This is a genomic window from Mycobacterium sp. FW102-FHT13B02, assembly GCF_058790275.1.
This window is the reverse complement of record NZ_JBYTCM010000010.1, coordinates 20,233-46,985: the sequence shown is the minus strand read 5'-3', so window position 1 is coordinate 46,985 and position 26,753 is coordinate 20,233. Positions and strand designations below refer to the sequence as shown.

Genomic DNA, 26,753 nt, shown 5'->3' with positions numbered 1-26,753 from the left:
ACGCGCCGAGCAATAGCCCCTCGACCTACTCCGCTTTTGGCTAAGCGGCCACGCTGTAACAGCGATGTGCCTCCAACACTACACGCGGACCCACTCGGCCACCACCGGAATGGACTCCTTCGTTCACCGGTTAGCCGAACGGCAGATGGCTCCGCAGCCACCAGCTGAGACAGCGTTCGTGCGCCTCGGCGTCGAACACGCCGTGTGCACCATGGTCGGCACCCGGTTGGTCATCCAGCGGGTCGAACAGGTTGCCGTGCCGCGGGACGAGATGCGCCCCAGTCTGTTGCGACGAGTATCCGGTCGAGGCGAGATAGCGATCGATCAGGGCCGGCGCCACCCGCTGTCCCAGCAGGGTGAGGATCGTGCTGCCACCCACCCAATATTGTTTGCGCGCAGGATGTTCCGCCGCGAAGAAGACCGCGCGCGCCGCGATCTCAGGCTGATATACCGGCGCCACAGGGCGTGGGTGGCGCGGCAGCCGCGAGCGAACCCAGGAGAACTGCGGAGTGTTGACACCTGGCATCTGAACCACGGTGACGTGCACATCACTACGCTCGTGAAGCAGTTCCGTGCGAAGCGACTCGGTGAAGCCGTCGATGCCATGCTTGGCGCCGCAGTAAGCCGCCTGCAATGGGATGGAACGCTGGGCCAGCGCGGACCCGATCTGCACGATCGTGCCATGCCCACGTAAGCGCATTCGCTTCAACGCGGCCATCGTCCCGTAGACCACCCCCAGATACGTGACCTCGGTAGCGCGCCGGAACTCTTGCGGCGATATCGCGTGGACGGGCGAAAAGATCGTCGCGAACGCATTATTGATCCATACGTCGATTGGACCGAAGCGGTCCTCGACTTCCTCGGCAGCGCGCTCGACGGCCTCGGCGTCGGACACGTCAGCTGTCAGCACCAGCGCCGCGCCACCGAGCTTCTCCGCGTCCGCGGCGGCGGCCTCGAGCCCGGCCCGACCACGGGCGATGAGTGCGACCCGGTCGCCCGCAGCTGCGAATTCACGGACTATCGCCCGTCCGATGCCCGCGCTCGCTCCGGTGACCACGACGGTCCGGGGCGGTCGAACACTCCGATTCTGCTTCATAATGCCCGCCGGTCAGCCCGGAACATACTCCTGCGCTTTGGTTTTCAGGCCCTGATAGACCAGGTGCCAGCCGTTGGGATCGCCTTTGAGCACGGCGGCAGTCATGTCCTTGATCTGTTCATAGGTGGCATGCGGCGGGATCGGTGGCACCTCGGGATCACACTGGATATCCAGCACCACCGGATGGTCCGCGGCCAACGCCCGGTCCCAGGCCTCACCGATGCGATCCGGGTTGTCGACCGCGATGCCTTCGAGACCCATCGTGCACGCGATCTCTGCGTACGAGACCTCCGGCAAGGACTGGGATGGAACGAATTTCGGCGCGCCGCCCATCGCTCGCAGTTCCCATGTGACCTGATTCAGATCACCGTTGTGGAACACACATACCACCAAACGCGGATCCGACCACTTCGATTGGTAGCGCTTGATCGTCAATAACTCGGCCATTCCATTCATCTGCATGGCGCCGTCACCGACCAGCGCCAGCACCGGCCGGTCCGGATGAGCGAACTTCGCCCCGACCGCGTACGGCACGCCCGGGCCCATGGTGGCGAGGGTGCCCGACAACGAGCCGCGCATGTCGCCCCGGAATTTCAGGCACCGCGCATACCAATTGGTGGACGAACCCGAATCGGCGGTCACGATGGCGTTCGGCGGGATGCGTTGTGAAAGCTCCCACACGATCCGCATCGGATTCACCGGCCGGGCCGACAACATAGACTGCCGTTCGATCGTCTCCCACCAACGAGAAACGTTGTGCTCGATGGTTTCTCGCCACGAACGATCGGTTTTCTCCTCGAGCAGGGGCAACAGGGCGGCCAGTGCCGCCGAAGCGTCCGACACGATGTTCACCTCGGTCGGGTACCGCATACCGATCGCCGTGCCGTCGATATCGATCTGCACCGCGCGGGCCTGGCCGAATTTCGGAAGGAACTGGCTATAGGGGAAATTCGATCCAACGATGAGCAACGTGTCGCAGTCCCGCATCATTTCATAGCTGGGACGGGACCCGAGCAGTCCGATGGATCCCGTGACGTACGGCAGGTCATCCGAGAGGACGTCCTTGCCCAGTAGCGCCTTGGCCACCCCAGCACCGGTCTTGTCGGCGACTTCGCACACCAGATCCGCGGCTGCGCGAGCCCCTTGACCGATCAGAACAGCCACGCGCGCACCAGCATTGAGTACGTCGGCAGCCTGCCGAATCTGCTCGTTCTGCGGGCACACCGCCGGCGGCACGTACTGGGGATCACTCGACGGCACTTGCTTGAACTCATGTTCGGGCGGCGAATAGGGCTGTTCCTGCAGATCCGACGGGATCACCAGCGCAGTGGGAGACCGCCTGGCCAGCGCGACGCGGATGGCCCGATCGAGGGCATTGGGCAACTGGTTGGCGACGTTGACCTCGACAAGATAGTCGCTGGCCACATCTTTGTAGAGACTCTGCAGGTCGACTTCCTGCTGATAACTTCCGCCCATCGCGCTGCGTGCGGTCTGCCCCACGATTGCCACGACGGGAACCCGGTCGAGCTTCGCGTCATACAGCCCGTTCAGCAGATGGATGGCGCCCGGGCCCGAGGTCGCCATGCACACCCCGAACGTGTTGGAGAATTTCGCGTACCCCGTCGCCGCGAACGCCGCCATCTCCTCGTGCCGGGTCTGAATGAACTGGGGCACATCATCGCTGCGGCCGAACGCCGCGACGATCCCGTTGATGCCGTCACCGGGATAGGCGAACACGTGACGCACATGCCATTGCCGCAAGCGCTCCAGTAGATAGTCCCCAACGGTCGTCGTCATGCCGCCTCCATAAGTCGTCTCGGCCCGTGTCGTGTTGCTGGCGAGGTACCCGATCGACACCGGGCGAAACACGCGTTTGGCCGCCCACACACCGGGTACGACAAGCAGATACATGCCGAACGAAGCAACCCATTACCGGGAGGTGGCGATGTCTGAGGTACAGGTCGCGGCACGCGATACCCACGACGAGCGAACGGCGCACCGGAGGCGCCTCGTCAACTGGGTGCTGGCGGGTCTTACCGTGCCGGGCGCATTCGTGATCGTGGTGTACCAGTACCTGCAAGTCCTCGCGACCGCAGGTTGTTCGGAGAACACATGCGCCAAGTTGGGACCGAGCCCGTTCGTGTTCGGGCTCATCGAGTATGGCGCGCCAGTGGTCGCAGTGCTCGCCATCGGGCTGTCCTTCGTGACGGCGCGCACCCGATACGGCATCGCGGTGCCGCTCGTTGCGTGGGCGCTGCTGCTGACCGCCTTCGCGGTGCTCACCTTCACTTTCGAGACTCCGTGACGAACGGCGGGTCATCATGTCGACGACCGACCGCTTCGAACTGATCGAGCCCGCGCACATCAACGAGGGTGATGTGGTCGAAGATCCTGCGGGCGGCCGCTGGCTGACCATCCAGGAGATTCAGGTGATCTCGATGAAGGGTGACGGGGTGTTCAGCTTCTACGGCGCGGGGCCGGACGACCGCATCACGGTCAGCGGCGCCCAAAAGCTAAGGCGCAGAGGGATGTGACCCATGGACGGCGATGTGCGTGGCATCGACCAACGCGACCAGCGATGGGACTGGGCGGCGCGCCACGAAACCCGGGTCGAACGGCTGGACCGCAATTGGTCGAATCTGCTGCAGGAGCTTCGCGTCGTACAGACCGGTGTGCAGCTGCTCACCGGGTTCCTGCTGACGCTGCCCTTCCAGCAACGCTTCACTGCGCTCGATGCGCATAGCCGAACTGTCTATCTGGCGACGGTAGCCCTTTCGGTGGCCTCCACAGTTCTGCTCATAGCGCCAGTGGGCATGCACCGCATGCTGTTTCGACGCCGGCGCCTGACCCTTCTGGTCAGTGCGGCGCACCGGTGCGCATACTTGGGCCTGCTCCTGCTCGGCACCGCATTGGCCGGCGTGACCACCTTGATCTTCGGTAGCGTGGCCGACCGCACGACCGGTTGGATCGCCGGTGGCGTTGCCCTCATCGGTTTCACCACGTTCTGGGTGCTCGTACCGTTGGCCATGGTGCAGTCGGACCACACCGATGCCTCTCCCCCGCAATAACTTTCGCGCCGAACGACCCGATCTCCCCCACGGTCAGGGAGATCGGGCCGTTCGTGCTGCGACAGCGACTACTGGTTGCGCCGCTGTCGCTCTTCGGCCGCGCTTGCGCCCGCGCGGGCCGATTCGGCTTGCGCCTCTTTCTTGGCCGCGTCGCGCTCGGCCTGGGCTTTGTCCTGCTGGGCCTGACCCTCACGGACCATGTCGTCACGGCCCACGACGCTGCCGGCAGCCTCCTTCAGCTTGCCCTTGACGCCCTCGACGGTGCCCTTCAAGCCCTCTTCCGGACCGCTCTTGTGCTCGCCCACTGTATTTCTCCTTTGTTCATCTCAGATACCTGCTCGGATCTGGTCCGTCATGCGATGCGGCAGCCCAGCAGGGCCTTGCCCTGCTCGGCGCCCTTGCGGCTTTCCTTTGAAGAATTCCGGCACTACCGACATACCTGCTCTGGGGCCGTCGGAAACCTCTTCTCGCCCAACGTTTCACCAAACCCGGTGGGGGTACCCGAAGGCAACAGGAGTTGATCACAATGGGAAACAGCCGACCTGACCAGCGATTACGGCGTGTACGCTTCGTGAGCGCTCGGCATCACCATCACCGATGCAGCCCCCAATCAAAAGCCATCGGCGCGATCTGCCGGTTATTCGTCAAGAACGCCGTACGGATGTGGAGCCTGCAACCCAACCTGCATTGGCCGTTCAACTCCATCGACCAGGTTGCCGCGCTGGCCCCGATGCCCGGTGCAGTGGAGGTCCGGCGCGTCCGCCTGCCGTCCTGCCCGGCAGAACTCATCAGTACCGCCGACTCGTCCGCCCGCCGCGCCATCCTCTACCTTCATGGCGGCGCCTTCCTCACCTGCGGTCTGAACACCCACCGCGCACTTGTGGCACGACTGTCCCAAAGTGCCGACGCGGAAGTGCTCAACGTGGGCTATCGCATGCTGCCCCAACACGGATTGTCAGCCGCACTGTCTGACGCGATCGACGGACTGCGGTGGTTGCTGCGCCGCGGATACCGCTGGGACGACATCGTGGTCGCCGGCGATTCCGCGGGTGGGTATCTCGCGCTGCAGACGGCTGCCGAACTGCTGCGGCGAGGTCACCCGCCCACCGCCGGCGTGGCGGCCATTTCGCCGCTGACGACGCTGAACCCGCACGACAAGTCCGCGGCCGGCAAGGACCGTTGCGCGATGTTCACCGCCCGGGCGATGACATCGTTCATCCGTTACGTCGCCGCGCACGGAGAAAAGAACCCGGCCGGCCAGCCCATCGCCTCGCCCGTCGACGCTGACCTGCAGCAGATGCCGCCGGTCACGATCCACGTCAGCAGCGACGAATTCCTGCGGCCCGATGCGGAACTGATGTTCGACCGGCTCACCGATGCCGGCGCGCCGTGCGATCTTCATTTGTGGGACGGGCAGATTCACGATTTCCCGTTGGCAGCCGGCGTCCTGCCCGAAGGCCGGCGCGCAATCAAGTACATCGGCGATTTCGTCAAACGCGTGACCCCAAGGTCCGAGGAAGACCGGGACGAGCCCGACTATCCGGCGGCCGCATCGCTCTAGGCGGTAGCACCGCCAACCCCGCGTTTGTCACCAAGCGCGGCGGGTACCCCAACCGTGAGTCCCCCATGAGAGGAACCACGGTGAACGACACATCGAATCAGAAGCAGGAACAACTCGACAAAGTGCGGATCGACCACGCTCGAAGCGGCGGTGGTCCGGCGTACCTGACCACCGCGCAAGGCGTACGCGTTCCTCATACCGACGATGCCCTCACCGCGGGCGAACGCGGCCCGACGCTGCTGGAGGACTTCCATGCGCGGGAGAAGATCACGCACTTCGACCATGAGCGCATTCCCGAGCGCGTGGTCCACGCACGGGGCGCGGGCGCCTACGGATACTTCGAGCCCTACGACGATTCCCTGGCCGACTTCACCACGGCGAAGTTCCTCATCACGCCCGGTCAGCGCACACCGGTTTTCGTCCGGTTCTCCACCGTCGCAGGGTCGCGGGGCTCTGCCGACACGGTGCGAGACGTACGCGGCTTCGCGACCAAGTTCTACACCGAGCAAGGCAATTACGACCTTGTCGGCAACAACTTCCCGGTCTTCTTCATCCAGGACGGCATCAAGTTCCCCGACTTCGTGCACGCGGTGAAACCGGAGCCGCACAACGAGATTCCGCAGGCGGCCTCGGCCCACAACACCCTGTGGGACTTCGTGTCGCTGCAGCCGGAAACCCTGCACGCCATCATGTGGCTGATGTCCGATCGGGCCCTTCCGCGCAGCTACCGGATGATGGAGGGGTTCGGGGTACATACCTTCCGCCTCGTGAACGCCGCCGGCGACGGGGTGTTCGTGAAGTTCCACTGGAAGCCGAAGCTCGGCGTGCACTCACTGATCTGGGAGGAATGCCAGCAGGTCGCCGGCAAGGATCCCGACTTCAACCGCCGCGATCTCTGGGATGCGATCGCCGCCGGACAGTTCCCCGAATGGGAGCTGGGTGTTCAGCTGATTCCCGAATCCGACGAGTTCGCTTTCCCATTCGACCTGCTCGATGCGACCAAACTCGTTCCGGAGGAACGCGTTCCGGTGATCCCCGTCGGCCGGATGGTACTGAACCGCAACCCGGACAACTTCTTCGCCGAGACCGAACAGGTCGCGTTTCACACGGCGAACCTGGTCCCGGGCATTGACTTCACGAACGATCCCCTGCTGCAGTTCCGAAACTTCTCCTACCTCGACACCCAGCTGATCCGTTTGGGTGGGCCGAATTTCGCGCAACTACCCGTCAACCGGCCCGTCGCAGCGGTCACCAACAACCAGCGCGACGGGTACGGTCAGCACACCATCCCACAGGGCACAACGAGTTACCTCAAGAACAACCTCGGCGGTGGCTGCCCCGCACTGGCCGACGAGGACGCCTTCCGGCATTACACAGAGCGGGTCGACGGTCACAAGATCCGCAGTCGCGCAGAAAGTTTCAAGGATTACTACAGCCAGCCCCGGATGTTCTGGATCAGCATGTCCGCCGTCGAGCAGGATCACATCGTCGCCGCGTTCGCCTTTGAACTCGGGAAGGTCGGCCCCGAGACCGGCATCCGGCCGCGAGTCATCGCCCAGCTCAACATGATCGATCACGAACTCGCCGAGAAAGTCGCCGCCCGGCTCGGGTTGATGGCACCCGACGAGGTCGCCGTCCCCGATCACGTAACCCCGTCGCCGGCGCTGTCCCAACTGAATACGCGGGCCGACTCCATCGTCAGCCGTCGTGTCGCGATACTGGCCACCGACGGTGTCGACCTACACGGCACCGAGCGGACCGCCGCTGCACTCCGCGCGGCGGGAGCGACCGCCGATATTGTCAGCCTCACCGGCGGCGGCACCATTACCACCGACACGGGGCGCGATCTCGACGTGGATCTCGGGCTCAACACGACCTCCTCGGCGGTCTACGACGCGGTACTCATCCCGGGGGACCGGCAATCCGTTGAGCAGCTCGCTCAGGACGGTTCGGCCATCCACTTCGTCGGCGAGGCCTACAAGCACCTCAAACCGATCGCCGCGTTCGGCGCGGGCATCGGCTTGCTGCGCGCCGCGGGAATCAATCCCGAATCGGCGGGCCTTTCCGAAACCCACACGGACAGAGGCGTTGTCACGACGACGTCACACGGCGCCGCCCTCGACGAGCTGTTCATCGAGGCCTTCATCGACACGATTCAGCGCCATCGGGCGTGGAGTCGTCAGACCGAAGCGGTGCCGGCCTGATGTCCACCGCACCCGACCCTCACACCGAGCCGGACGATGACAACATGCTCAGCCCGAGCGAGTCCACCGACTCTGACGAACTGCGCAACCGCGACGGTGACCAAACCGTCGAGCCACCCGAAAACTGGCATGGGGCAAATCAATTCGGCATGAACGAGGCCGAGGCAGAGCAGGGCGAATCCCTTGACGACAAGCTCGACGCCGAGGAACCCGACATCGGTGAGAACGCGCCGCTTTCGGACTCACCCGAACTGGACCCCGTCGCCCGAAATCGGCTCGACCAGATCGAAGGTACCGAGCCGGAGCCCGAGGACGGGACGTCGTTCTTCCCGATTGCCGATGACGACGAGCTCGCCACGGATCTGTCAGATGTTCACACCAGTGAGGAGGAGTGAGATGCCGAAGACAACCAAGAAGGGACAGGCCAAGAAGAGTGAGCTGCCCAGCACGCTCCAGAAGTCGAGCGCCAAGGCACAGCGCACTTTCGCGAAGGCGCACGACTCGGCCGCCGAGGAATACGGCGAAGGTGAACGTGCCCACCGGGTCGCGTACTCAGCGCTCAAGCACAGCTTTGAGAAGGTCGGCGATCACTGGGAGAAGAAAGACCACAAGGGCCCGTCCGACGAGCGGGCGCGCAGCGGCGGGCCTAATGCCCGCGGCCGGTCGGCCGAGGGCGTCGACACCCAGGCCACCAAGAAACACCTCATGGACATCGCTCGCCGGCTCGACGTCCGAGGCCGGTCGACGATGACCAAGGCCGAACTCGTGGACGCCATCGAGAAGGCCAACCGCCGGGCGAGCCGCAAGTCCTGAGCGACTGCGGTGCGCTGCGGCAAGCAGGCCCGGGTGTACCTGTTCGCGGCTTAGCGAATTACCACTGGCCGAGCTGGCACTGCACGTTGTACGGCGCGGTCTGGTGCGCCGCCGACTGACCGTCGACCGCGATGTCGCACGTCGAGTCCGGGGCGGCCTGGCCGCCGTGCGTGGTGCTGCTGACGGTGAAGATGGCCCACTGCGGGTCCGCCAGCGTCGTGGTGAACACCCAGGGGGCGTCCGGACCGACGGTGACCGTCTCACGCTTCAGGTAGGAGTAGGCGTCGGCGTTGTAGGCGGCCTTGTTGGCCGGCTGGTTGACCAGGTACAGCAGGTCGAAGGTGGCCGGGCCACCTACGGACAGCGTGTACCGGACCTCGTGACCGGCCGGGGCAGCGGACGCCACGGGCGCCATCAGCCCAGCGGCCGCCACTGCTGCCGCGCCACACACCGCTCCGAACTTGACTGTCGCTTTACGCATGCCGGTCATATCGACTGACGGTACCGGACTGTTACACCCTGCATCACCCGCATCAACCCGCCTGCAGTTCCAGCAGCACCGTCACCGGCCCGTCGTTGACCAGTTCCACCTGCATGTGGGCCCCGAACCGCCCGGTGGCGACCTCTGCTCCCAGTTTCCGCAACGCTGCGGCGAACTCGTCGACCAGTGGCTCGGCGACGGATCCGGGCGCCGCCGCGTTCCACGACGGCCGACGCCCCTTGGCGGTGTCGGCGTAGAGGGTGAATTGACTGATCACGAGGATCGGCGCGGCCGCGTCGGCGGCGCTCAGCTCGCCGTCGAGGATGCGCAGCCGCCACAGTTTGTCCGCCATCTTGTGGACGACGGCGACGTCGTCGGTGTGGGTCAGGCCCACCAAGGCCACCAGGCCCTGAGGATTCGGGGCGATCTCACCGACGACCTCACCGTCGACCGTCACCCGCGCCGACGTCACCCGCTGCACCAGTACCCGCACGTTTGCAGATGCTGCCACAGCACTTTGTGGTACCTGTGGTGGTCATGGACGGCCCATCCTGGCGCGGCACTCCCCTGACCCGGCGTTCGATACTGGTTGGACTCGGCGCTGTCGGCGCGTTCCTTGCCGTGGATCTCGGCCTGGTCGCGTACACCAGCCGTGCCGGCACCCTGACCCGGCAGACGTTCCTGGACGGCTTCCAACATGTGTTCGGCGCGCACCCCGGATTCCGGAAGAACCACGCCAAGGGCGTCTCGGTGGTCGGCCATTTCATGAGCAACGGCAACGCGGCCACATTGTCGCGCGCCGCGGTGTTCGGGCCCGGCGAGACGCCGGTCGCCGGCCGGTTTTCGCTCGCGGGCGGGAACCCGACCGTTGCCGACACGCCGAGCGCGGCGCGGGGCCTCGGGCTGGCCATCGGCTTCCCGGGCGCCGAGCAGTGGCGCACCGCGATGCTGAACATCCCGGTGTTCCTCGACAACTCACCGCAGGGCTTCTACGACCGCTTGCTGGCGTCCAAGCCGGCCGCAGGCACGGGGAAACCCGACCCGCAGGTGATGGCCGAGTTTCTCCGTCGGCACCCCGAGACCGCGGCGGCGATGGCCCTGGTCAAGAAGAGCCCGCCCACACCGGGTTTCGCCGACAGCACGTTCTCGGGTCTGCACAAGTTCTTTCTGGTGAACCAAGCCGGCGTCCGCACCCCCGTCCGCTGGGCGTTCGTCCCGCAACAGACGGCCCTGCCACCGAAATCCGACGATCCCAACGCGTTGTTCGACGCGCTGATCCTGCAGTTGAAAAAGGCTCCGCTGCAGTGGAATCTGCGGCTGACCGTCGGACGGGACGGCGACCCGACCGACCCGACACTGCCCTGGCCGGCCGACCGGCAGGTCATCGATGCCGGGGTCCTGACCCTCACCGAGGCCCAGACCGACGCCGCCGGCAACGCCCGCGACATCAACTTCGATCCCCTGGTCCTGCCCGACGGTATCGAGCCCTCAGACGATCCGCTGCTCAGTGCGCGGTCGGCGGTGTACGCCGGCTCCTACCGGGCACGGACCTCCGAGCCGAAAACCACTCCGGCCGTTCAGGTTCAGGAGGCCAAGCCATGACCGACCGCTTCCCCGTCCGCACCCGCGTGTTGCACTGGCTAACTGCGGTGGCGGTCTTCGCCGCACTGCTGATCGGTTTCACGATCACCAACGCGATCGGCTCCCGCGCGGCGCTCGTCGGCGTCCACATGACGCTGGGTGTCAGCATCCTGCTCATCGTGATCGCCAGGGCGGCAAACAGATTCACCCACAAAGCGCCGAAGTGGCCCGCCACGGTGGGGCCGCTGGAAGGCCGACTGATCGCCGGGTCCGAACTGGCGATGTACGCCATGCTGCTGACGCAGCCGCTCGTCGGCTGGGCCATGGTGTCGGCGTCGGGCACGCCGGTCCGGGTGTTCGACGGTCTCACGCTCCCGAACATCGTCCCGTTCGACGCCGGCCTCTACGGCGCTCTGCGCGAGGCCCATTCGGTGGTGGCCTACCTGCTGGTGGCCGCCATCGCCGCGCACGTCAGCGCCGTGCTGCTGCACACGCTGACACTGCGCGACGGCATGCTCCGCCGAATGACGCACTGACCACATCCCGCGAGCGGGCGTGTCTGCACGCGCCACGCCGACAACTCTGGGCACTATCGTCACCCTCGCCAGCCGCGAAGGTGACGCTATTGCACACCTGACGCGGCGTGTCATGCGCAGACACGCACGCTCGCGGTTAAAGAAGTCGGGCGGCGACCTGGGCGGCGACGTCGGCGATGGGCACGTCGACCTGCTCACCGGTGGACAGATCCTTGACGCCGACGGTGCCGGCCTCGATGTCACGGTCACCGGCCACCAGCGCCACCTTGGCCCCGGAGCGGTCGGCCGCCTTCATCGCACCCTTGAGACCGCGGTCGCCGTAGCACATGTCGGTGCGCACACCCGAGCCACGAAGGGCAGCAACAATTTTCGCCAGCTGCAATTTGGCCGGCGCACCGAGAGGCACGGCGTATACATCGACCGCCGCGGGCGAGGCCACCGTCTTGCCTTCGGCCTTCAGCGCCAGCACCGTGCGGTCGACACCGAGCCCGAACCCGATGCCCGACAGGTCCTGGCCGCCCAACTGCTTCATCAGGCCGTCATACCGGCCGCCGCCACCGATGCCTGACTGCGCGCCGAGACCGTCGTGCACGAACTCGAACGTGGTCTTGGTGTAGTAGTCCAGGCCACGGACCATGCGCGGGTTGATGACGTATGGCACGCCGAGGGCGTCCAGATGCGCGAGCACGGTGTCGAAGTGCTCCTTGGCCGCCTCCGACAGATGGTCGAGCATCACCGGGGCGTCCGCGGTCATCGCCTTGACGTGCGGCCGCTTGTCGTCGAGCACGCGCAGCGGATTGATAGTGGCGCGGGTGCGCGTTTCTTCGTCAAGGTCCAACTTGAACAGGAAGTCCTGCAACAGCTTCCGGTACTGCGGACGGCAGGTGTCGTCTCCAAGTGAGGTGATCTCGAGGCGGAAACCGTCGAGCCCCAGCGAGCGGAACCCGGCGTCGGCCACCGCGATCACCTCGGCGTCGAGCGCGGGGTCGTCGATGCCGATGGCCTCCACACCCACCTGCTGCAGCTGGCGGTAGCGGCCCGCCTGCGGACGCTCATAGCGGAAGAACGGCCCGGAGTACCGCAGCTTGGCGGGTAGCGCGCCACGGTCCAGGCCGTGTTCGATGACGGCCCGCATGACGCCGGCGGTGCCCTCGGGCCGCAGCGTGACGGAGCGGTCACCTCGGTCGGCGAAGGTGTACATCTCCTTGGACACCACATCGGTGGACTCGCCCACACCGCGGGCGAACAGGGCGGTGTCCTCGAACACCGGCAACTCGATGTGGCCGTACCCGGCCAGCCGCGCGACATTCAGCAGGCCGTCGCGCACCGCGACGAATTCCGCCGAATCCGGGGGCAGGTAGTCCGGGACGCCCTTGGGCGCCTGAAAATCGCTCAACTTGATAAACCTTCGAGGAATGGGTTGGTACGCCGTTCGGCGCCGATCGTGGTCTGCGGGCCGTGCCCAGGTAGTACCACGGTGTCGTCGTTGAGCACCAACAGTTTTGTCACGATCGAGTCCAGCAGGTCCCGGCCGCTGCCGCCCGGGAGATCGGTGCGGCCCACCGACTGCTTGAACAAGGTGTCGCCGGTGAATACCAGGTCGGCGGGGCCGGCCAGGGCGAGCGAAGCGACGGGATCAGCAAGCGAGACGCGGAACACCACCGAGCCGCGGGTGTGGCCCGGAGTGTGGTCCACGGCCACGGTGATGCCGCCCAGGTCGAGCTTGTCACCGTCCCGATCCAGTTCGACGACCTGCTTGGGCTCGGAGAAAAACACCCCGAACGCCAGTTGGGCCAGCTTCCCCACGACGGCCGAACCGAACCCCTTGATCGGATCGGTCAGCATGAACCGGTCCTCGGGATGGATGAACGCCGGGCAGCCGTAGGTGTCTGCCACCTTCTGCGCCGACCAGATGTGGTCGACGTGCCCGTGGGTGAGCAGCACCGCCGACGGGGTGAGCCGGTTTTCATCCAGAATTTCGCGGATGCGGCCCATGGCCCGCTGGCCCGGGTCGACGATGATGGCGTCCGCCCCGGCGCGCGCCGCGAGGATGTAGCAGTTGCACTGCAACATCCCGGCCGCAAACCCCGTCACCAACACGGCAACCAGTTTCCCACGTGGGAAACTGCCTTCATGACTCAGCCAGGACCGTGGGGACCCCCGCAGCCCGACCAGCCCCAGTACTACGGTGCGCCGCAATACGTTCCGGGCTTTCCGCCGCCGAAGAAATCCCGCACCGGCTGGGTGCTGTTCGCCGTGATCGCCGTCATCGCCCTGGTCGCGGCAGGTGTCGCCGCGGTCATCGTGCTCCGCCACAAGAACACTCCCGTCGGAGGGGCCGCCGAGACGTCCTCGTCCACCTCCGAAGCAGGTCCGACTTCGCTGCGTTCGATCCGCCTCGCGGCGCCGAACGTCGCGACCAAACCGGGCAGCTCCGAGCCGAAGGCCACGCTGACGGTCTACGAGGACTTCCTGTGCCCGTTCTGCGGGCGGTTCGAGCAGGTGTACGGCCCGACCATCAGCAAGCTGATCGCCGACGGCCGGGTCGCCGTGGACTACACCATGGTGTCGATCCTGGGCCGTGGCGACCTGAAGTCGTACTCGGTCCGGGCGGGCGCGGCAGCGTACTGCGTGGCCGACGCCGACACAGCCGCCTTCCAGCGGTTCCACGCCACGCTGTTCGCCCACCAGCCCAGCGAGATGGCGGACTCCTACCCGTCCGACGACGAGCTGGTCGCCCAAGCCAAGACGGCCGGCGCCCCCGATTCGGTGGCCGAGTGCATCACCAGCGGCAAGTACCGCGACATGGTCAACAACGCCGTCACGAGCGCGGGCATCAGCTCCACGCCGACGGTGCTGCTCAACGGCACCGACATCGGCGACGCCGTGCTGCAAAATCCCGATCCGCAGGCGCTGCTGGACCAGCTCAAGACCGTCAACTGACGGCTGGTCACGCGGGTCGCAGCCCCGACATTCAGGGTGACCTGGCACACTCGGTGCCGACCGGTCGCCGCACGACGATCAAGCGGCGAAGAACGAGCCGTGCTGAGGAGTGCGGCCACGGGCTGAAGTCGGGGCACTTGGCCTCGACCGTGACGAGGAGGACTTCGGCGGTGCCGACGAACGAACAACGGCGGGAGACTGCCAAGCGCAAGCTGGAACGGCAGTTGGAGCGCCGGGCCGAGAAGGCCCGCAAGCAACGCATCATGACGATCGCCGCCTCGGTGGTCGCGGTGCTGGCCGTCATCGGCGGCATCGTCGGTGGCGTCATCTACCTCAACAAGGATTCCAAGTCGTCGTCGGCGACGGCCTCGGCGTCCACCGAGAGCTCCACGGCCCCGACGCAGAACCCACCCGCCGACGGCAAGCTGCCGCCGTTCGTGGCGCCGGCTGGGCTCGGCGAGAACTGCCAGTACCCGGCGTCGTCGGAGCAGGCCAGCAAGAAGGTCAACCCGCCGCGCACCGGCAAGATCCCGACCACGCCGGCGACGGTGACGGCGAGCATGAGCACCAACCAGGGCAACCTTGGGCTGACGCTGGACAACGCCAAGGCACCGTGCACCGTGAACAGCTTCGCCAGCCTGGCGCAGCAGGGTTACTTCAACGACACCCCCTGCCACCGGCTCACCAAGGGCGGTCTTGACGTCCTGCAGTGCGGCGACCCGACGGGCTCCGGCATGGGCGGCCCGGGCTACCAGTTCGCCAACGAGTACCCGACCAACCAGTACCAGCCCGACAGCCCCGCGCTGAGCCAGCCGGTCGTCTACCCGCGCGGCACACTGGCGATGGCCAATGCCGGTCCGAACACCAACGGCAGCCAGTTCTTCCTGGTGTACCAGGACTCGCAGCTGCCACCGGGCTACACCGCGTTCGGCACCATCGACGCCACCGGCCTGGCCACGCTGGACAAGATCGCCCAGAACGGCATCGAGGGCGGCAGCGGCGACGGCAAGCCCGCGCAGCCGGTCACCGTGAAGTACATCCAGCTGGACTGACAGCTACCACGACGAAGGCCCGGTCACCGATCACGGTGACCGGGCCTTCTTCGTGGTAGCTCCTGCACGGATGCGGCAGCGGTGGAATCATGCGCATCGTGGCGAACACCAAACCGCAGACCATCTCGTACCCGGCGCCCGGCTCTCGGCCGCACCGCCACGACGATGTCGCCGTCGACCCGCACGTCATCGTGCTGTTCGGCGCGACGGGCGACCTCGCCAAACGCAAACTGCTGCCCGGATTGGCATATCTGGACCAGTCTGAGCTGGCACCCGACATCCAGATCGTCGGGACCTCGTTGGAGAACCTGACCATCGATGAGTTTCGCGCGTTGGCCAAGGAGGCGATCGACGAATTCGGCAGCCATCGCCTGACCGACGAGCAGTGGGAACGGTTCGCCGCGACACTCACCTACGTCCCGCAGAGCGCCGGACCGTCGGGGCTGGCCGCCGCTGTCGCTGCCGCGGAGAAGAGGCTCGGCCCGAATGTGCGCCGACTGCACTATCTTTCGGTGCCGCCGAAGGCCGCGCGGGCGGTGATCGCGGTACTCGACGAGGCCGGCCTGGTCGAGCGCTCGCGGGTAATCATGGAGAAGCCCTTCGGGACCGACCTGGCCAGCGCGGTCGAATTGAACAACTTCGTCCACGAAACCTTCGACGAGGAGCAGGTTTTCCGAATCGACCATTTCCTGGGCAAAGAAGCCGCGCAGAACATCCTGGCGTTCCGGTTCGCCAACGGTCTGTTCGAGCCGATTTGGAACCGCAACTTCATCGACCACATCCAGATCGACATTCCCGAGATGCTGGGGCTGGATGCGCGCGCCAACTTCTACGAGAGCACCGGCGCCTACAAGGACATGGTGGTGACGCACCTGTTCCAGGTGATGGCGTTCGTCGTGATGGAGCCGCCAACAGCGCTGGAACCGCGGGCGATCAGCGAGGAGAAGAACAAGGTCTTCCGGTCCATGCTGCCGGTGAAGGTGTCCGACGTGGTGCGCGGGCAGTTCACCGGCTACCGCGAACTCGAGGGTGTGGCAAGAGATTCCGATACCGAGACATTCATCGCCTTGAAGGTCGGCATCGACAACTGGCGGTGGGCGGGCGTCCCGATCTACCTGCGCACCGGCAAGAAGATGGCCGAAGGCATGCGGATCATCTCGATCGCGTTCAAAGAGGCGCCGCGCACGATGTTCCCGGCGGGCTCGGGCGTCGGCTCGCAGGGACCTGACCATCTGACCTTCGACCTCGCCGACAATTCGAAGGTCTCGCTGTCGTTCTACGGCAAGCGCCCCGGGCCGGGCATGAAGCTGGAGAAGCTGTCGATGCAGTTCTCAGCGACCGAGGCCGACGGCGCCGATCAGGTATTGGAGGCCTATGAGCGGCTGATCCTGGATGCCATGCGCGGCGACCACACGCTGTTCACCACCGCCGAGGGCATCGAGTCGCTCTGGGCCAATTCGGCTGCGCTGCTTACCGATCCGCCACCGGCCAAGCCATACCCGCCCGGTACCTGGGGACCCAACGCCATTCACCAACTGATCGCACCCAACGCCTGGCGGCTACCGTTCGAGCGGGGTTGGCGGGAGGCGAAAAAGTAGAGGCTATGGGCGCGGCGCCGCGGCCGCCTGTTCGAGCTGCAAGATGGCGGCGTCGACCATGGTCTGGATGATCTCGCAGGTGCTGAAATCGCTCATCCACAGATGCGGGGTGTCGGTGCGGTGCAGCATCGCCACCCCGTGCAGCGCCACCGACAGTGCCGCGGCCACCCGCTGCGCATCGGGACCGGGCTCGGAGTCAGGGTCCATGCCGCCCGCGACCAGCAGGCCGCGGGTCACCGTCTGAAGCGCCTGGCGTGCCGACGGGGTGATCTCGTCGACCTTCACCATCAGCACGTAGCGCAATGGAAAGCGTTGAGCGAAGGCCACATACGCACGACAGCCGAGCAACAGCCGCTCGCGTTGCGTCTTGCCGGCCGGCACCTGCTCGGCGATGTCCTGGCGGACCTGGTCCCAGCTCAGTTCCGCGACGGCGGCCAGGACGTCCTCGCGACTGTCGAAATGGGCGTACACCGACATGTTCGAGATGCCGGCCTCGCGCGCGATGCTGCGCAACGACACCTCATTGGTGGACTCTGACGAGTCGATCACCCGGATCGCGGCAGCCAGGATTTCGTCGCGCAGCAGCGCCCCTTGCCCGCGCACATTCCGCTGCCGTGTCGATCCCGCCATGCCTTCACCCTAATCGCCGCCGGTGACGAGGTGTGATGGTCGCCACCGCTCCGTAACTATACATGCGTATATATACGGTCGTATGGTGCTTCTCATGAACTGGTTGCTCAAGACCGCGCAGCGCGGCTGGGTGCTGCTGACCGTTGTGGGGGTCGTCACGGTCGGTGGCTTCATCATCGACCGCTTCCACAGCGTGTTCGGCAGCCAGCACTCCGCCGAATCCCGCACGGACAACATCGTTTCCACCATCCCGAAGTACGTCACGTACGAGGTGGACGGACCGTCGGACACCAGCGGCATGATCAGCTACGTCGATGAGCGGGCCCAGCCGCAGCAGGAGCGCTTCACCTCACTGCCCTGGTCCAAGACCCTGACCACGACGGTGCCGAGCGTGTTCGCCAACCTCGTGGCCCAGGGCGACAGCAGCCGGCTGAGCTGCCGGATCACCGTCAATGGCGAACTGCGCGACCACCAGGCCGCCGACGGCGCGTCGGCCACCACCTTCTGCCTGGTGAAAGCCGCATGAGCGGCCAGCACAGCACCCAGGGCGGCTATCCCCGGCTGATCCGCGTCCTCTCGGTGCCGATCATCCTGATCTGGCTGGCGGCCACCGCGGCCACCAATCTGCTGGTGCCCAAACTCGAAGTCGTCGGCGCACACAACGCCGTGTCACTCTCACCTCAGGACGCACCGTCCGTCATCGCGACGAAGCACATCGGCGTCAAGTTCGGCGAATTCGACTCCGACAGCGTGCTGATGATCATCATCGAATCGGACCAACCGCTCGGTGATAGCGCGCGCCAGTACTACGGCGATCTGGTGCAACAGCTGCAGCGAGACACCACGCACATCGAGCACGTGCAGGACTTCTGGGGCGACCGCATCACCTCCGCGGGCTCCGAGAGCGAGGACCACAAGGCCGCCTATGTGCAGGTCAACCTGCGCGGCGACCAGGGTTCCACCCAAGGCGTCGAGTCCGTCGACGCCGTGCGGCACGTCGTCGAACGCAGCCATCCACCGGCCGGGGTGAAGGCATTCGTCACCGGCCAGGCCGCCCTGGTGGCCGACACCAACGAGGCCGGCGACAAGAGCATGGTCAAGATGACCGTGGTGACGCTCGTCGTCATCGCGGTGATGCTGCTGGTCGTATACCGCTCCATCGCAACGACATTCATCGCCCTGCTGGTGGTGCTGACCGAGATGAGCATGGCCCGCGGGCTGGTCGCCGTGCTGGGCAACGCTCATGCCATCAGCCTGTCGACATTCGCGGTCAGCGTGCTGACCGCCCTGGCCATCGCGGCCGGCACCGACTACTGGATATTCCTGGTCGGCCGGTACCACGAGGCCCGCAACGCCGGAGAAGACCGGGTAACCGCCTACTACTCAACGTTTTCCAGCGTCTACCACGTGATCCTCGGATCCGGTCTCACCATCGCGGGCGCCATGATGTGCCTGCTGTTCACCCGGTTGAACTACTTCAACACCCTGGCCCTGCCGTGCGCCACCGCCATGGTCGTGATCCTGGTGATGGCTCTGACTTTCGCCCCCGCGGTCATGGTCGTCAGCACCCACTTCGGCCTGCTGGACCCCAAGCGCGCCAACAAGACCCGCGGTTGGCGCCGCGTCGGCACCGCCGTCGTCCGCTGGCCCGGGCCCATTCTGGTCGCGGCGACCGCCACCGCGCTGGTCGGGGTTTTGGCCCTGCCCGGGTACCGCACCAGCTACGACAACCGCTTCTACGTGCCGAAAGACGTGCCGTCCAACATCGGTTACGCGGCTGCCGAAGAACATTTCACGTCAGCGCGGATGAATCCCGACATGCTGATGGTCGAAGCCGATCATGACCTGCGGAACTCGCGAGACATGCTGGTGCTGGATCGCATCGCCAAGAACATCTTCCGGGTGCCGGGTATCGCCCGGGTGCAGAGCATCACCCGGCCGCTCGGGCCGCCCATGGAACACGGTTCGGTGCCGTTCCAGATCAGTGCCCAGGCCGTGTCGATGAACGAGAACCTGCAGTTCCTCAAAGCCCGGCTCGGCGACGTGCAGACCATGACCGACCACCTCACCTCGATGATCGGCATCATGCGGCACATGCACGACCTCAGCGTGCAGCTGGCCGATGCCACGCACGCCACCCAACTCGCGGCGCAGGACATGTCGGCGACCACCGCCGAATTGCGGGACCAGATCGCCGATTTCGACGACTTCTTCCGCCCCCTGCGGAACTACTTCTATTGGGAGCCGCACTGCTTCGACATCCCGATCTGTCATGCGATGCGCTCGGTGTTCGACGCCACCGACGGCTTCGACCAGCTGGCCGACAACACGAAGGCGCTGTCGGATGCGTCGGGGAAGCTCGATGTGGTGACGCCGCAGATCGCTGCGCAGCTGCCGCCGATGATCAGCCTGGCCAGCGACGTCCGCGATCTCATGCAGACCATGCGCAGCACCTTCGACGGCATGGTCACGCAGATGGAGCGCATGACCGACACCGCGGCGGCCATGGGCCAGACGTTCGACGACGCGAAGAACGACGACATGTTCTACCTGCCGCCAGAGGCGTTCAGCAGCCCCGATTTTCAGCGGGGTATGCAGCTGATGCTCTCCCCCGACGGCAAGGCAGCCCGATTCATCGTCACCCATGACGTGGACCCGGCCACCCTCGAAGGCATTTCGCACGTCGACGCCGAGCTGCAGGCCGCCAAGGAGGCGGTCAAGGGCACTCCGCTGGCCGGCGCGAAGTTCTCCCTGGGCGGCACAGCCGCCACGTACAAGGACATCCAGCAGGGAGCGCATTACGACCTGTTGATCGCGGCCCTGGCCGCCATCATCCTGATCTTCGTGGTGATGCTGCTGATCACCCGAGCGCTCGTCGCCTCAATCGTGATCGTCGGCACCGTGGTGTTGTCCCTCGCGGCGTCCTTCGGCCTGTCGGTCCTGATCTGGCAGTACTTCCTGGGTATCGAGCTGCAGTGGTTGGTGATCGCCATGTCGGTGATCGTGCTGCTGGCCGTCGGGTCCGACTACAACCTGCTGGTGGTGTCCCGCTTCAAGGAGGAGATCGGTGCGGGCTTGCGCACCGGGCTGATCCGCGCCACCGGCGCCACGGGCGGCGTCGTCACCGCCGCCGGCCTGGTGTTCGCGTTCACCATGATCTCGATGATCGCCAGCGACCTGCGATCGGTCGGCCAGATCGGCACGACGATCGGGCTCGGCCTGTTGTTCGACACCTTCGTGGTGCGCTCGCTGATCACCCCGTCGATCGCCGCGCTGCTCGGGCGTTGGTTCTGGTGGCCGCTGAAGGTCCGGACCCGTCCCGCCCGCGCCGCGCAAACCGTAACCACAACACCGGAATTGGAGATGGCATGACCCATCAGCCGTTCACTGACCTGACCACCGTCACGGCCGTCGACTCCGGCGTGTTCACTGCCCACATCGACGACATGTGGACCATCGGACCCAAGGTGCACGGTGGTTGCATGATGGCCCTGTGCGCCGCCGCCGCTCGAAGCAGCGTTCCTGACGCCGCCGATCTGGCCCCGATTGCGTTGAGTGCCAACTACCTCAATGCGCCCGACCCCGGCGAGGTCCAGCTCAGCACCACGATTCGCAAACGCGGCCGGCAGGTGAACTTGATCGAGGTGGAGTTGTCCCAACGCGGCCGGGTCGCCGTCACGTGTTCGGTCACGCTGGGACCCGTCGATGCGAAGCCGCCGCGCCATCAGGTGCCGCTGGCTGTCTCCGCGATGCCGGCCGAGCCACCGGCTGATGCGGTTCCCGTCACCCCGGAGCATCCGATGGGCCAGGTGGTCCACGTCGCGCAAGGATGCGACCTGCGGATGGACGCCGCCACGGCGTTCCTGACCGGCACCGAAGGCGAGCCGGCGACCCGGATGTGGTTGCGTCCCTTCGCTTCCGATGAAGTCGACCCAGATGTGTCCATGCTGTTCGCGCTGATGGCCGGTGACATCACACCGCCGGTCACGATGAATCGCGGACACTTCGGCTGGACGCCGACCGTGCAGCTCACCACCTATCTGCGGCGGCGACCGGTACCGGGTTGGCTGCGCGTGATGGCCAGCTCCACCGTCATCGGCGACACCTGGTTCGAAGAGGACCACGTCATCCTCGACGCCAATGGCCACGTGGTCGTACAGAGTCGACAGATGGCGATGCTGCCGCTGGGGTCCTGAGCCCCGGGCGGCAGCATCGCCGCGGTCGATATCGTCGCGGTCAGTACGCGGAGACCGCGTTGTCTGCGACCCAACGCTTTTCAGCGTGGGAGCCCATCGGCGGCGGGATCAAGCCGTTGATCATCCAGAGGTCCTCGCTGGTCTCGTCGACGTGGAACTCCCAGTGCGGGTTGTCGTGGGCTTCCACGTACGGGCTCAGGATCGACTTGATCCAGTGCGCGATCGCGTTGCGGCTCTGCTTGTCTGCGGCATGACGGGCGATGTGGTCGATGACGACCCGCAGCCCGACCTCGGTCTGTTCGCCGCCGACATACAGATTCTCCGAACGCGTTTCGTTGAATATCACCACGACGTAGAACCGCGGCAGCCCGGCCTTCTCATAGCGATCGGTGATGCGCGAGGCCAGCTCACGCTTGTCCTCGGCAGTGAAGAAATCCGGCGTGTGGTGAATGGTCCACAGTGGCATGGCGTTTCAGTTCCTCTCGTCGGACCGGCTCACACCGCCATCGCGAAGGTCAGGTTCTCCACAGGACCTGACAACGCCGACTTAACACCCACCGACACCTCGTCAGCCAAGACCTCGACCGCGCCGGATTCCAGGCCGTCGACAATGCGCGTGGCGATGTCGGCCGCCGTGGTCTTGGGACCGGGAATGTTCGCGACCATCTCGGTCTCGATCAGCCCGGCGTGCACACCCAGCACCTGAGTGCCTTGTGTGGCGAGCTCACCGCGCAGCGAGTTGGTCACCGACCAGATTGCCGCCTTGGAGGCGCCATACGCCGCACTTCCGGCCACCCAGGACAGCACCGAATGCATGTTGACCAGTGCGCCGCCGCCATTGGACGCCAAGATCGGCGCGAAAGCGCGGGCCACCCGCAGCGGCCCGAAGACGTTGATGTCGAACGTCGTCTCGATGTCGTCGAAGCTGCTGGTCAGCAGCGCGTCCGGCAGCAGGATGCCGGCGTTGTTGAAGACGATCTCGGCATCCGACGCAATGTCGGCAAACGCGGAAACCGAAGCCTCCGAACGCACTTCGAGCTCGACCGGGACCACTTCCGCGCGTTCATCGGTAAACGACGAACGGCCCGTCGAGTACACCTTGCGCGCTCCCCGGGCCAGCAGCTCGTCGACCAGAGCGGCCCCGAGACCCCGTCGACCGCCGGTCACCACGACCACTTTTCCTGCCACTGTCACCATTTCGACCACTCTCCCTTGCTGAATAACGATGTCGTTACTAAGATGGAAGCACGGATATCTGAGTAACGCAAGCGTTATCCAAAAGAGGGTGTGATGGAGTTCGAAGAAAAGCTGCGCGATCGCCAGTGGTCGATCGGCAATGCCTGTTCGGTGGCCAAGCTTCTGGACCTGCTCAGCACCAAGACCGTTTTCCTCGCCGTTCGCGAGAGCCTTTTCGGCACCACACGATTCGAAGATTTCGTCGACCGGATCGGCACGTCGGCACCGGCTGTGTCGCGCGCACTCAAGCAGTTGGAGGCCGCGGAGCTCATGGTCCGGGTGCCGTATCAAGAGCCCGGCAAGCGCGCCCGTGACGAGTACCGATTGACCGAGGCCGGTGAAGACCTGCTGCCGGTGTACCTCGCAATGAGCCAATGGGGTGACAAACACCTGCAGAAAGGCGGTCGCGGTCCGCTCTGCTTCGTCGATCGCGAGTCCGGCAATCGGGTTGGCGTGATCGTCACCGATGATCCAGATGCTGCCACCGTTTCCCCAGGTGACATCGAGATCCGGCTGAACAGGTAGCGAGCTTTGCCTGTCCCGGAATCAGCAACCACCATGGCATCGTTGGAGAAGAAATGACTGCGCACCCGTTCACCGACCTCACCACCGTCACCGCGGTGGGCGAGGGCGCCTTCACCGCCACGATCGATCCGGTGTGGACCATCGGCCCGAAGGTGCACGGGGGCTGCATGATGGCGGTGTGTGCCGCGGCCGCGCAGCAGGCCATCGGTGCAGAGTCCGATCTGGCGCCGGTCGCGGTGAGCGCCAACTACCTCAACGCCCCCGATCCCGGTGAGGTACAGCTGACCACGACGGTGCGCAAGCACGGGCGCCAGGTGGCCCTAGTCGACGTGCAGCTGTCGCAGAGCGGGCGGGCGGCGGTCAGCTGTGCCGTGACCCTCGGCCCACTCGACGCGAAGCCGCCGCGCTACCAGGAATCACTCGGGGTGTCGTACCTGCCGGTGGAGCCGCCCGCGGACGCCGTGCCGGTGACCGGTGGCCACGCGGTTGGCGAGATTGTGCACGTGGCGCAGGGTTGCGAGTTCCTGCTCGATGGTGCGACACCGTTCCTCTCTGGCGAGGAGGGCGATCCCGTGAACCGAATGTGGTTGCGGCCCTTCGCCGATGACGAGGCGAATCCGGACACCGCCCTGCTGTTCGCATTGATGGCCGGCGACATTACTCCCCCGGTCACGATGAATCAGGGGCACTTCGGCTGGACGCCGACCGTGCAGCTCACCACCTACGTGCGACGGCGGCCGTCGCCGGGCTGGCTGCGGGTGCAGGCCAGCTCGACCGTGGTCGGCGGGACCTGGTTCGAGGAGGACCACGTGATCCTCGACTCGACCGGTCAGGTGGTGGTGCAGAGCCGCCAGCTGGCGATGCTGCCCAAGGGTGTTTAGTCGGGTTTAGGCGCCCAGCTCCACGAGCTGGGCGTCGCCCTGGATGGTCGAGAACTGCTGCCACCACACCCAATCGGTGATCGCTGCTCGCAGGTCGGCCACGTAGGGCGCGGTGTACGCCCGGTACAGCGCCGCGGCCTCCTGCAGCCGGCCGTAGGCAGCCAGCTTCTCCAGGTGCGTCGCCCGGTAGGTCTCGCCGGTCGTCTGCATCAGCGGCCTGATCGACTCCATCCAGGCTTTACCGATCGCGGCCGGATCCGGCGGGATCAGCTGTACAGGCTGCGGCGGCAACGCTTCGTGCAGCTGCGCGTCCGGCCATTCGGCCAGCTTCGCCGCCGCCTCGGGCGCGATGACCTCCAGACGCGTGCGGCCTTTCATCAGTCCGTCGGTCGGAATATCCTCAGGCGCAATGACTCTCGTCTGCATACTGCCGGCGAACCGTTGCACTTCTTGCTCGGTGCCGATGACGACCTTGAGCGTCTTCTCGTGGAACGCACACCACGCCTGAAGCGCCACGAACGGCTCGCGGACCCACCGGCCGCGCTGGCCGGCTGGAATCCTCTCGTCGGCGCTGACGAAGATGAGCTGCGACGGTAGGCACATGCCGTCCGGAATGAACGACACCCCATAGGAATTCGCGGCGATGATCTCGCCATCGGATGTCACACCGACCGCCCACACGAAATTCCACGCCATCGCCGGGATCGAGGGCGGAGCGTGCAACGCCGCCGCAATTCGCTCGGCGAACTGCACATCCGCGTCGCCCGCCGACTTGCGCACCAGACCGGCCCGCGCCGCGGCCGCCATCGCATCACGCTCGGCCCGCGCCGGCGTCACGGGGATCGGGGCCGCCGCAGCGGCGTTCTGCTGCTGGTTGGTCGACATCGGCGCGACGCCCGGGCCTGTACCGGCGCCACCTGCACCTGCACCCGGTTGTGCGACCGGCGCGGCCGGGGGCGGCGTCGGCGCCGGACCCAACGGGGCTGCCGGAGCAGCACCGGCCGGTGTACCCGATGTCGGCGCCGCCGTACTGGCCGATGCCTGCGCTACCGGTGCGGCACCCGCACCGCTGGTACCGGTCGCTGCGCCACTAGCCGCGGCCGGGGTACCCGACGCTGCGCCGGTTGGCGGGGCCTGGTCGGGAGTTGCGAGTGAAGCAACATTCGCGGCCGCAGCCAGCGGCTGAGCGTTCGGCAGCTGGCCGAACGGGTTCTTCGAGGTATCCGGCGCCTGCTGGCCAGTTGGCTGGCCGGTGCCTTGGCCGGTGCCTTGCTGGCCGGTCGCGGAGCTTGACGGGCCGCCCGACGCCGAGGTGGCAGCCGACGACGTTGACGGCGCACTGGCCGACGTTGTCGCTGACGAAGTCGGACGCGAACCTGATGGCCCCATCGCCGCGTTGATGCCGCCAGCGGGACGCTCATTCCCTGCGGGAGGTACCGCATCGGGAACACTTGATGGTGCCACTCGGGGCTGGACTTTGCCTGGAACGGCCCCGCCGGCATCACCAGTACGATCGCCCTGTGCCGCCGCAGGTGGGTTCGGGACCGTCTTGGTTGGCTGGAGCCCACCTGCCCCACCGCTATCGCCCGAAGCGTCCCCATGACCCGTCGCGGGTGGATTTTTCACAGTGCTTGTCGACGTAGGCCCACCAGCCCCGGCGCTATCTCCAGACCCTTCGCCGTGGCCGCTACCTGCATTTGGAAGGCCAACAGGAGACCCTGCCGCCGGTCCGGCTCCGGGCGCTACGGGATTCTGAGCAGGCGGTGGAGGTGGCGGTGGCGGCATCTCGCCCTCCGCTCCGGGTGTACCCGGTGGAACACCCAGCTCGTGTGCTAGCACGATAGCGCACGCCGCAACCGCCGCAGTATTTTCGGCAAGACCAGCGGCCGTCAAAGTCTGTATTGACTTCATGAACGTCACGCCCGCGTTGAAGAATGTATTGGCCGCTGCCGCGTCCCCCGACTGCGCTGCCGCACAACCGGCGGCGAGCATATTAAGGGCTGCCTTCGCGAATACCTGACAGACCTGCTCAGTGGTCTCCGCGGTCTGATTCACCGCGTTCTTGGTTTGAACCACTGCAGATTCGGCGCGAAATACCTTCCTGGCGGCTGCATACACAGCTTCGCACGCGTCCCCATACGAACCGAGAACACCTTGGGCCGCGGCCTCCGCTAGCCGACCGGCCTCGCCTTCCCAGTCCGTTAGTTGCATCCGCTGATGAGCATGATGCGGAATCACCTCACCGTCGAGGCGATCCCCCAAAGACATCAAGCGGACGGCGATATCGTTGAGCGCGTTCTCGTCAACGTCCGGAAATGCTCGACCTTCGACAGTCTTCGGGCCGTAATCACC

Annotated in this window: 27 protein-coding genes and 1 pseudogene; 17 read left to right on the top strand and 11 right to left on the bottom strand. The window is 65.9% G+C overall.

Features of this window, described 5'->3' with window-relative positions; translation table 11 throughout:
* Positions 1-145: 145 nt before the first annotated feature.
* A pseudogene (locus AC3WTE_RS18280) lies at positions 146-1,096 on the bottom strand (SDR family oxidoreductase); the annotation flags it as partial.
* A 12-nt stretch (positions 1,097-1,108) separates the two neighbouring features.
* A complete protein-coding gene (locus AC3WTE_RS18275; RefSeq protein WP_492439674.1) occupies positions 1,109-2,893 on the bottom strand; it encodes a thiamine pyrophosphate-requiring protein in 1,785 nt (594 codons plus the stop codon).
* A 148-nt stretch (positions 2,894-3,041) separates the two neighbouring features.
* On the opposite strand from AC3WTE_RS18275, the gene AC3WTE_RS18270 reads away from it, so the two are divergent.
* The 3 genes from AC3WTE_RS18270 to AC3WTE_RS18260 are packed head-to-tail and all read left to right on the top strand — an operon-like array spanning position 3,042 to position 4,164.
* The gene (locus tag AC3WTE_RS18270) at positions 3,042-3,401 is read left to right on the top strand and encodes a hypothetical protein (protein ID WP_492439672.1); all 360 of its coding nucleotides are present in this window, start codon (positions 3,042-3,044) and stop codon (positions 3,399-3,401) included.
* A 16-nt stretch (positions 3,402-3,417) separates the two neighbouring features.
* Positions 3,418-3,630: a hypothetical protein gene (locus AC3WTE_RS18265; protein WP_492439670.1), complete on the top strand. Its 213-nt coding sequence runs from the start codon at positions 3,418-3,420 to the stop codon at positions 3,628-3,630.
* Between the two features lie 3 nt (positions 3,631-3,633).
* A complete protein-coding gene (locus tag AC3WTE_RS18260) occupies positions 3,634-4,164 on the top strand; it encodes a DUF6328 family protein (protein ID WP_492439668.1) in 531 nt (176 codons plus the stop codon).
* 68 nt (positions 4,165-4,232) lie between these two features.
* Here the strand turns inward: AC3WTE_RS18260 and mbp1 are convergent, their stop codons facing one another.
* Positions 4,233-4,469 (bottom strand): microaggregate-binding protein 1, encoded by a 237-nt coding sequence (gene mbp1 / locus AC3WTE_RS18255; RefSeq protein WP_492439667.1) that lies wholly within the window; start codon positions 4,467-4,469, stop codon positions 4,233-4,235.
* A gap of 221 nt (positions 4,470-4,690) precedes the next feature.
* Here mbp1 and AC3WTE_RS18250 point away from each other — a divergent pair, with 221 nt between their 5' ends.
* From AC3WTE_RS18250 to AC3WTE_RS18235, 4 genes are all read left to right on the top strand, one after another.
* Positions 4,691-5,725 carry an alpha/beta hydrolase gene (locus AC3WTE_RS18250; protein ID WP_492439665.1) on the top strand — a complete coding sequence of 345 codons (1,035 nt, stop codon included), beginning with the start codon at positions 4,691-4,693 and terminating at the stop codon, positions 5,723-5,725.
* Between the two features lie 80 nt (positions 5,726-5,805).
* Positions 5,806-7,929 (top strand): catalase, encoded by a 2,124-nt coding sequence (locus AC3WTE_RS18245; RefSeq protein ID WP_492439663.1) that lies wholly within the window; start codon positions 5,806-5,808, stop codon positions 7,927-7,929.
* Positions 7,929-8,324 carry a hypothetical protein gene (locus tag AC3WTE_RS18240; protein ID WP_492439661.1) on the top strand — a complete coding sequence of 132 codons (396 nt, stop codon included), beginning with the start codon at positions 7,929-7,931 and terminating at the stop codon, positions 8,322-8,324. Before AC3WTE_RS18245 ends, AC3WTE_RS18240 begins: the two co-directional genes overlap by 1 nt.
* A gap of 1 nt (position 8,325) precedes the next feature.
* Complete coding sequence (locus AC3WTE_RS18235) at positions 8,326-8,742, top strand: ChaB family protein (RefSeq protein WP_492439660.1); 417 nt, start codon at positions 8,326-8,328, stop codon at positions 8,740-8,742.
* A gap of 58 nt (positions 8,743-8,800) precedes the next feature.
* Here the strand turns inward: AC3WTE_RS18235 and AC3WTE_RS18230 are convergent, their stop codons facing one another.
* Entirely contained in the window at positions 8,801-9,232 is a 432-nt protein-coding gene (locus AC3WTE_RS18230) for an Rv2576c family protein (RefSeq protein ID WP_492439658.1), read from the bottom strand.
* Positions 9,233-9,275: 43 nt separating this feature from the next.
* Complete coding sequence (dtd, locus tag AC3WTE_RS18225) at positions 9,276-9,716, bottom strand: D-aminoacyl-tRNA deacylase (protein ID WP_492439894.1); 441 nt, start codon at positions 9,714-9,716, stop codon at positions 9,276-9,278.
* 44 nt (positions 9,717-9,760) lie between these two features.
* Between dtd and AC3WTE_RS18220 the strand changes: the two genes are divergently transcribed.
* Together AC3WTE_RS18220 and AC3WTE_RS18215 are read left to right on the top strand one after the other, a co-directional pair.
* On the top strand, positions 9,761-10,825 hold the full coding sequence (locus AC3WTE_RS18220; protein ID WP_492439656.1) for a catalase family peroxidase: 1,065 nt from the start codon (positions 9,761-9,763) through the stop codon (positions 10,823-10,825).
* Positions 10,822-11,340 carry a cytochrome b gene (locus tag AC3WTE_RS18215; RefSeq protein ID WP_492439654.1) on the top strand — a complete coding sequence of 173 codons (519 nt, stop codon included), beginning with the start codon at positions 10,822-10,824 and terminating at the stop codon, positions 11,338-11,340. Before AC3WTE_RS18220 ends, AC3WTE_RS18215 begins: the two co-directional genes overlap by 4 nt.
* A 136-nt stretch (positions 11,341-11,476) precedes the next feature.
* On the opposite strand, the gene hisS is transcribed toward AC3WTE_RS18215, so the two are convergent.
* On the bottom strand, positions 11,477-12,742 hold the full coding sequence (hisS, locus tag AC3WTE_RS18210) for a histidine--tRNA ligase (protein WP_492439893.1): 1,266 nt from the start codon (positions 12,740-12,742) through the stop codon (positions 11,477-11,479).
* On the bottom strand, positions 12,733-13,440 hold the full coding sequence (locus tag AC3WTE_RS18205; protein WP_492439652.1) for an MBL fold metallo-hydrolase: 708 nt from the start codon (positions 13,438-13,440) through the stop codon (positions 12,733-12,735). Before AC3WTE_RS18205 ends, hisS begins: the two co-directional genes overlap by 10 nt.
* Positions 13,441-13,473: 33 nt before the next feature.
* Here AC3WTE_RS18205 and AC3WTE_RS18200 point away from each other — a divergent pair, with 33 nt between their 5' ends.
* The 3 genes from AC3WTE_RS18200 (at position 13,474) to zwf (ending at position 16,933) form a co-directional block, all read left to right on the top strand.
* Complete coding sequence (locus tag AC3WTE_RS18200; RefSeq protein WP_492439650.1) at positions 13,474-14,283, top strand: DsbA family protein; 810 nt, start codon at positions 13,474-13,476, stop codon at positions 14,281-14,283.
* A 170-nt stretch (positions 14,284-14,453) separates the two neighbouring features.
* Complete coding sequence (locus AC3WTE_RS18195) at positions 14,454-15,335, top strand: peptidylprolyl isomerase (RefSeq protein ID WP_492439648.1); 882 nt, start codon at positions 14,454-14,456, stop codon at positions 15,333-15,335.
* Between the two features lie 98 nt (positions 15,336-15,433).
* Complete coding sequence (zwf, locus tag AC3WTE_RS18190) at positions 15,434-16,933, top strand: glucose-6-phosphate dehydrogenase (RefSeq protein ID WP_492439646.1); 1,500 nt, start codon at positions 15,434-15,436, stop codon at positions 16,931-16,933.
* A gap of 3 nt (positions 16,934-16,936) precedes the next feature.
* Here zwf and AC3WTE_RS18185 read toward each other — a convergent pair whose 3' ends face one another.
* Positions 16,937-17,563 (bottom strand): TetR/AcrR family transcriptional regulator, encoded by a 627-nt coding sequence (locus AC3WTE_RS18185; protein WP_492439645.1) that lies wholly within the window; start codon positions 17,561-17,563, stop codon positions 16,937-16,939.
* A 94-nt stretch (positions 17,564-17,657) separates the two neighbouring features.
* Between AC3WTE_RS18185 and AC3WTE_RS18180 the strand changes: the two genes are divergently transcribed.
* Genes AC3WTE_RS18180 through AC3WTE_RS18170 form a run of 3 tightly spaced genes read left to right on the top strand, consistent with a single transcriptional unit; the run spans position 17,658 to position 21,759 of the window.
* Positions 17,658-18,089 carry an MmpS family transport accessory protein gene (locus tag AC3WTE_RS18180; RefSeq protein WP_492439643.1) on the top strand — a complete coding sequence of 144 codons (432 nt, stop codon included), beginning with the start codon at positions 17,658-17,660 and terminating at the stop codon, positions 18,087-18,089.
* Complete coding sequence (locus tag AC3WTE_RS18175) at positions 18,086-20,935, top strand: MMPL/RND family transporter (RefSeq protein ID WP_492439641.1); 2,850 nt, start codon at positions 18,086-18,088, stop codon at positions 20,933-20,935. Before AC3WTE_RS18180 ends, AC3WTE_RS18175 begins: the two co-directional genes overlap by 4 nt.
* Positions 20,932-21,759 (top strand): thioesterase family protein, encoded by an 828-nt coding sequence (locus AC3WTE_RS18170; RefSeq protein WP_492439640.1) that lies wholly within the window; start codon positions 20,932-20,934, stop codon positions 21,757-21,759. The genes AC3WTE_RS18175 and AC3WTE_RS18170 overlap by 4 nt, the downstream gene beginning before the upstream one ends.
* Positions 21,760-21,799: 40 nt before the next feature.
* On the opposite strand, the gene AC3WTE_RS18165 is transcribed toward AC3WTE_RS18170, so the two are convergent.
* Both AC3WTE_RS18165 and AC3WTE_RS18160 read right to left on the bottom strand, forming a co-directional pair.
* The gene (locus AC3WTE_RS18165; RefSeq protein WP_492439638.1) at positions 21,800-22,225 is read right to left on the bottom strand and encodes a tautomerase family protein; all 426 of its coding nucleotides are present in this window, start codon (positions 22,223-22,225) and stop codon (positions 21,800-21,802) included.
* Between the two features lie 29 nt (positions 22,226-22,254).
* A complete protein-coding gene (locus AC3WTE_RS18160; RefSeq protein ID WP_492439636.1) occupies positions 22,255-22,956 on the bottom strand; it encodes an SDR family oxidoreductase in 702 nt (233 codons plus the stop codon).
* Positions 22,957-23,049: 93 nt separating this feature from the next.
* On the opposite strand from AC3WTE_RS18160, the gene AC3WTE_RS18155 reads away from it, so the two are divergent.
* Entirely contained in the window at positions 23,050-23,520 is a 471-nt protein-coding gene (locus AC3WTE_RS18155) for a winged helix-turn-helix transcriptional regulator (protein WP_492439634.1), read from the top strand.
* 53 nt (positions 23,521-23,573) lie between these two features.
* The gene (locus AC3WTE_RS18150; protein ID WP_492439632.1) at positions 23,574-24,401 is read left to right on the top strand and encodes a thioesterase family protein; all 828 of its coding nucleotides are present in this window, start codon (positions 23,574-23,576) and stop codon (positions 24,399-24,401) included.
* A gap of 6 nt (positions 24,402-24,407) precedes the next feature.
* On the opposite strand, the gene AC3WTE_RS18145 is transcribed toward AC3WTE_RS18150, so the two are convergent.
* The gene (locus AC3WTE_RS18145; RefSeq protein ID WP_492439630.1) at positions 24,408-25,790 is read right to left on the bottom strand and encodes an EspK C-terminal domain-containing protein; all 1,383 of its coding nucleotides are present in this window, start codon (positions 25,788-25,790) and stop codon (positions 24,408-24,410) included.
* Positions 25,791-26,753 lie beyond the last annotated feature (963 nt).

Excerpts from the sequence above, each read along its gene's own strand:
- AC3WTE_RS18260 (WP_492439668.1), top strand. The coding sequence starts at position 3,634 with ATGGACGGCGATGTGCGTGGCATCGACCAACGCGACCAGCGATGGGAC.
- AC3WTE_RS18230 (WP_492439658.1), bottom strand. The coding sequence starts at position 9,232 with ATGACCGGCATGCGTAAAGCGACAGTCAAGTTCGGAGCGGTGTGTGGC.
- AC3WTE_RS18165 (WP_492439638.1), bottom strand. The coding sequence starts at position 22,225 with ATGCCACTGTGGACCATTCACCACACGCCGGATTTCTTCACTGCCGAG.
- AC3WTE_RS18265 (WP_492439670.1), top strand. The coding sequence starts at position 3,418 with ATGTCGACGACCGACCGCTTCGAACTGATCGAGCCCGCGCACATCAAC.
- AC3WTE_RS18170 (WP_492439640.1), top strand. The coding sequence starts at position 20,932 with ATGACCCATCAGCCGTTCACTGACCTGACCACCGTCACGGCCGTCGAC.
- AC3WTE_RS18240 (WP_492439661.1), top strand. The coding sequence starts at position 7,929 with ATGTCCACCGCACCCGACCCTCACACCGAGCCGGACGATGACAACATG.
- AC3WTE_RS18220 (WP_492439656.1), top strand. The coding sequence starts at position 9,761 with ATGGACGGCCCATCCTGGCGCGGCACTCCCCTGACCCGGCGTTCGATA.
- AC3WTE_RS18150 (WP_492439632.1), top strand. The coding sequence starts at position 23,574 with ATGACTGCGCACCCGTTCACCGACCTCACCACCGTCACCGCGGTGGGC.
- AC3WTE_RS18160 (WP_492439636.1), bottom strand. The coding sequence starts at position 22,956 with ATGGTGACAGTGGCAGGAAAAGTGGTCGTGGTGACCGGCGGTCGACGG.
- AC3WTE_RS18185 (WP_492439645.1), bottom strand. The coding sequence starts at position 17,563 with ATGGCGGGATCGACACGGCAGCGGAATGTGCGCGGGCAAGGGGCGCTG.
- AC3WTE_RS18200 (WP_492439650.1), top strand. The coding sequence starts at position 13,474 with ATGACTCAGCCAGGACCGTGGGGACCCCCGCAGCCCGACCAGCCCCAG.
- AC3WTE_RS18270 (WP_492439672.1), top strand. The coding sequence starts at position 3,042 with ATGTCTGAGGTACAGGTCGCGGCACGCGATACCCACGACGAGCGAACG.
- AC3WTE_RS18175 (WP_492439641.1), top strand. The coding sequence starts at position 18,086 with ATGAGCGGCCAGCACAGCACCCAGGGCGGCTATCCCCGGCTGATCCGC.
- AC3WTE_RS18145 (WP_492439630.1), bottom strand. The coding sequence starts at position 25,790 with ATGGGGCCATCAGGTTCGCGTCCGACTTCGTCAGCGACAACGTCGGCC.
- AC3WTE_RS18155 (WP_492439634.1), top strand. The coding sequence starts at position 23,050 with ATGGAGTTCGAAGAAAAGCTGCGCGATCGCCAGTGGTCGATCGGCAAT.
- AC3WTE_RS18250 (WP_492439665.1), top strand. The coding sequence starts at position 4,691 with ATGGGAAACAGCCGACCTGACCAGCGATTACGGCGTGTACGCTTCGTG.
- AC3WTE_RS18235 (WP_492439660.1), top strand. The coding sequence starts at position 8,326 with ATGCCGAAGACAACCAAGAAGGGACAGGCCAAGAAGAGTGAGCTGCCC.
- AC3WTE_RS18275 (WP_492439674.1), bottom strand. The coding sequence starts at position 2,893 with ATGACGACGACCGTTGGGGACTATCTACTGGAGCGCTTGCGGCAATGG.
- AC3WTE_RS18215 (WP_492439654.1), top strand. The coding sequence starts at position 10,822 with ATGACCGACCGCTTCCCCGTCCGCACCCGCGTGTTGCACTGGCTAACT.
- AC3WTE_RS18180 (WP_492439643.1), top strand. The coding sequence starts at position 17,658 with ATGAACTGGTTGCTCAAGACCGCGCAGCGCGGCTGGGTGCTGCTGACC.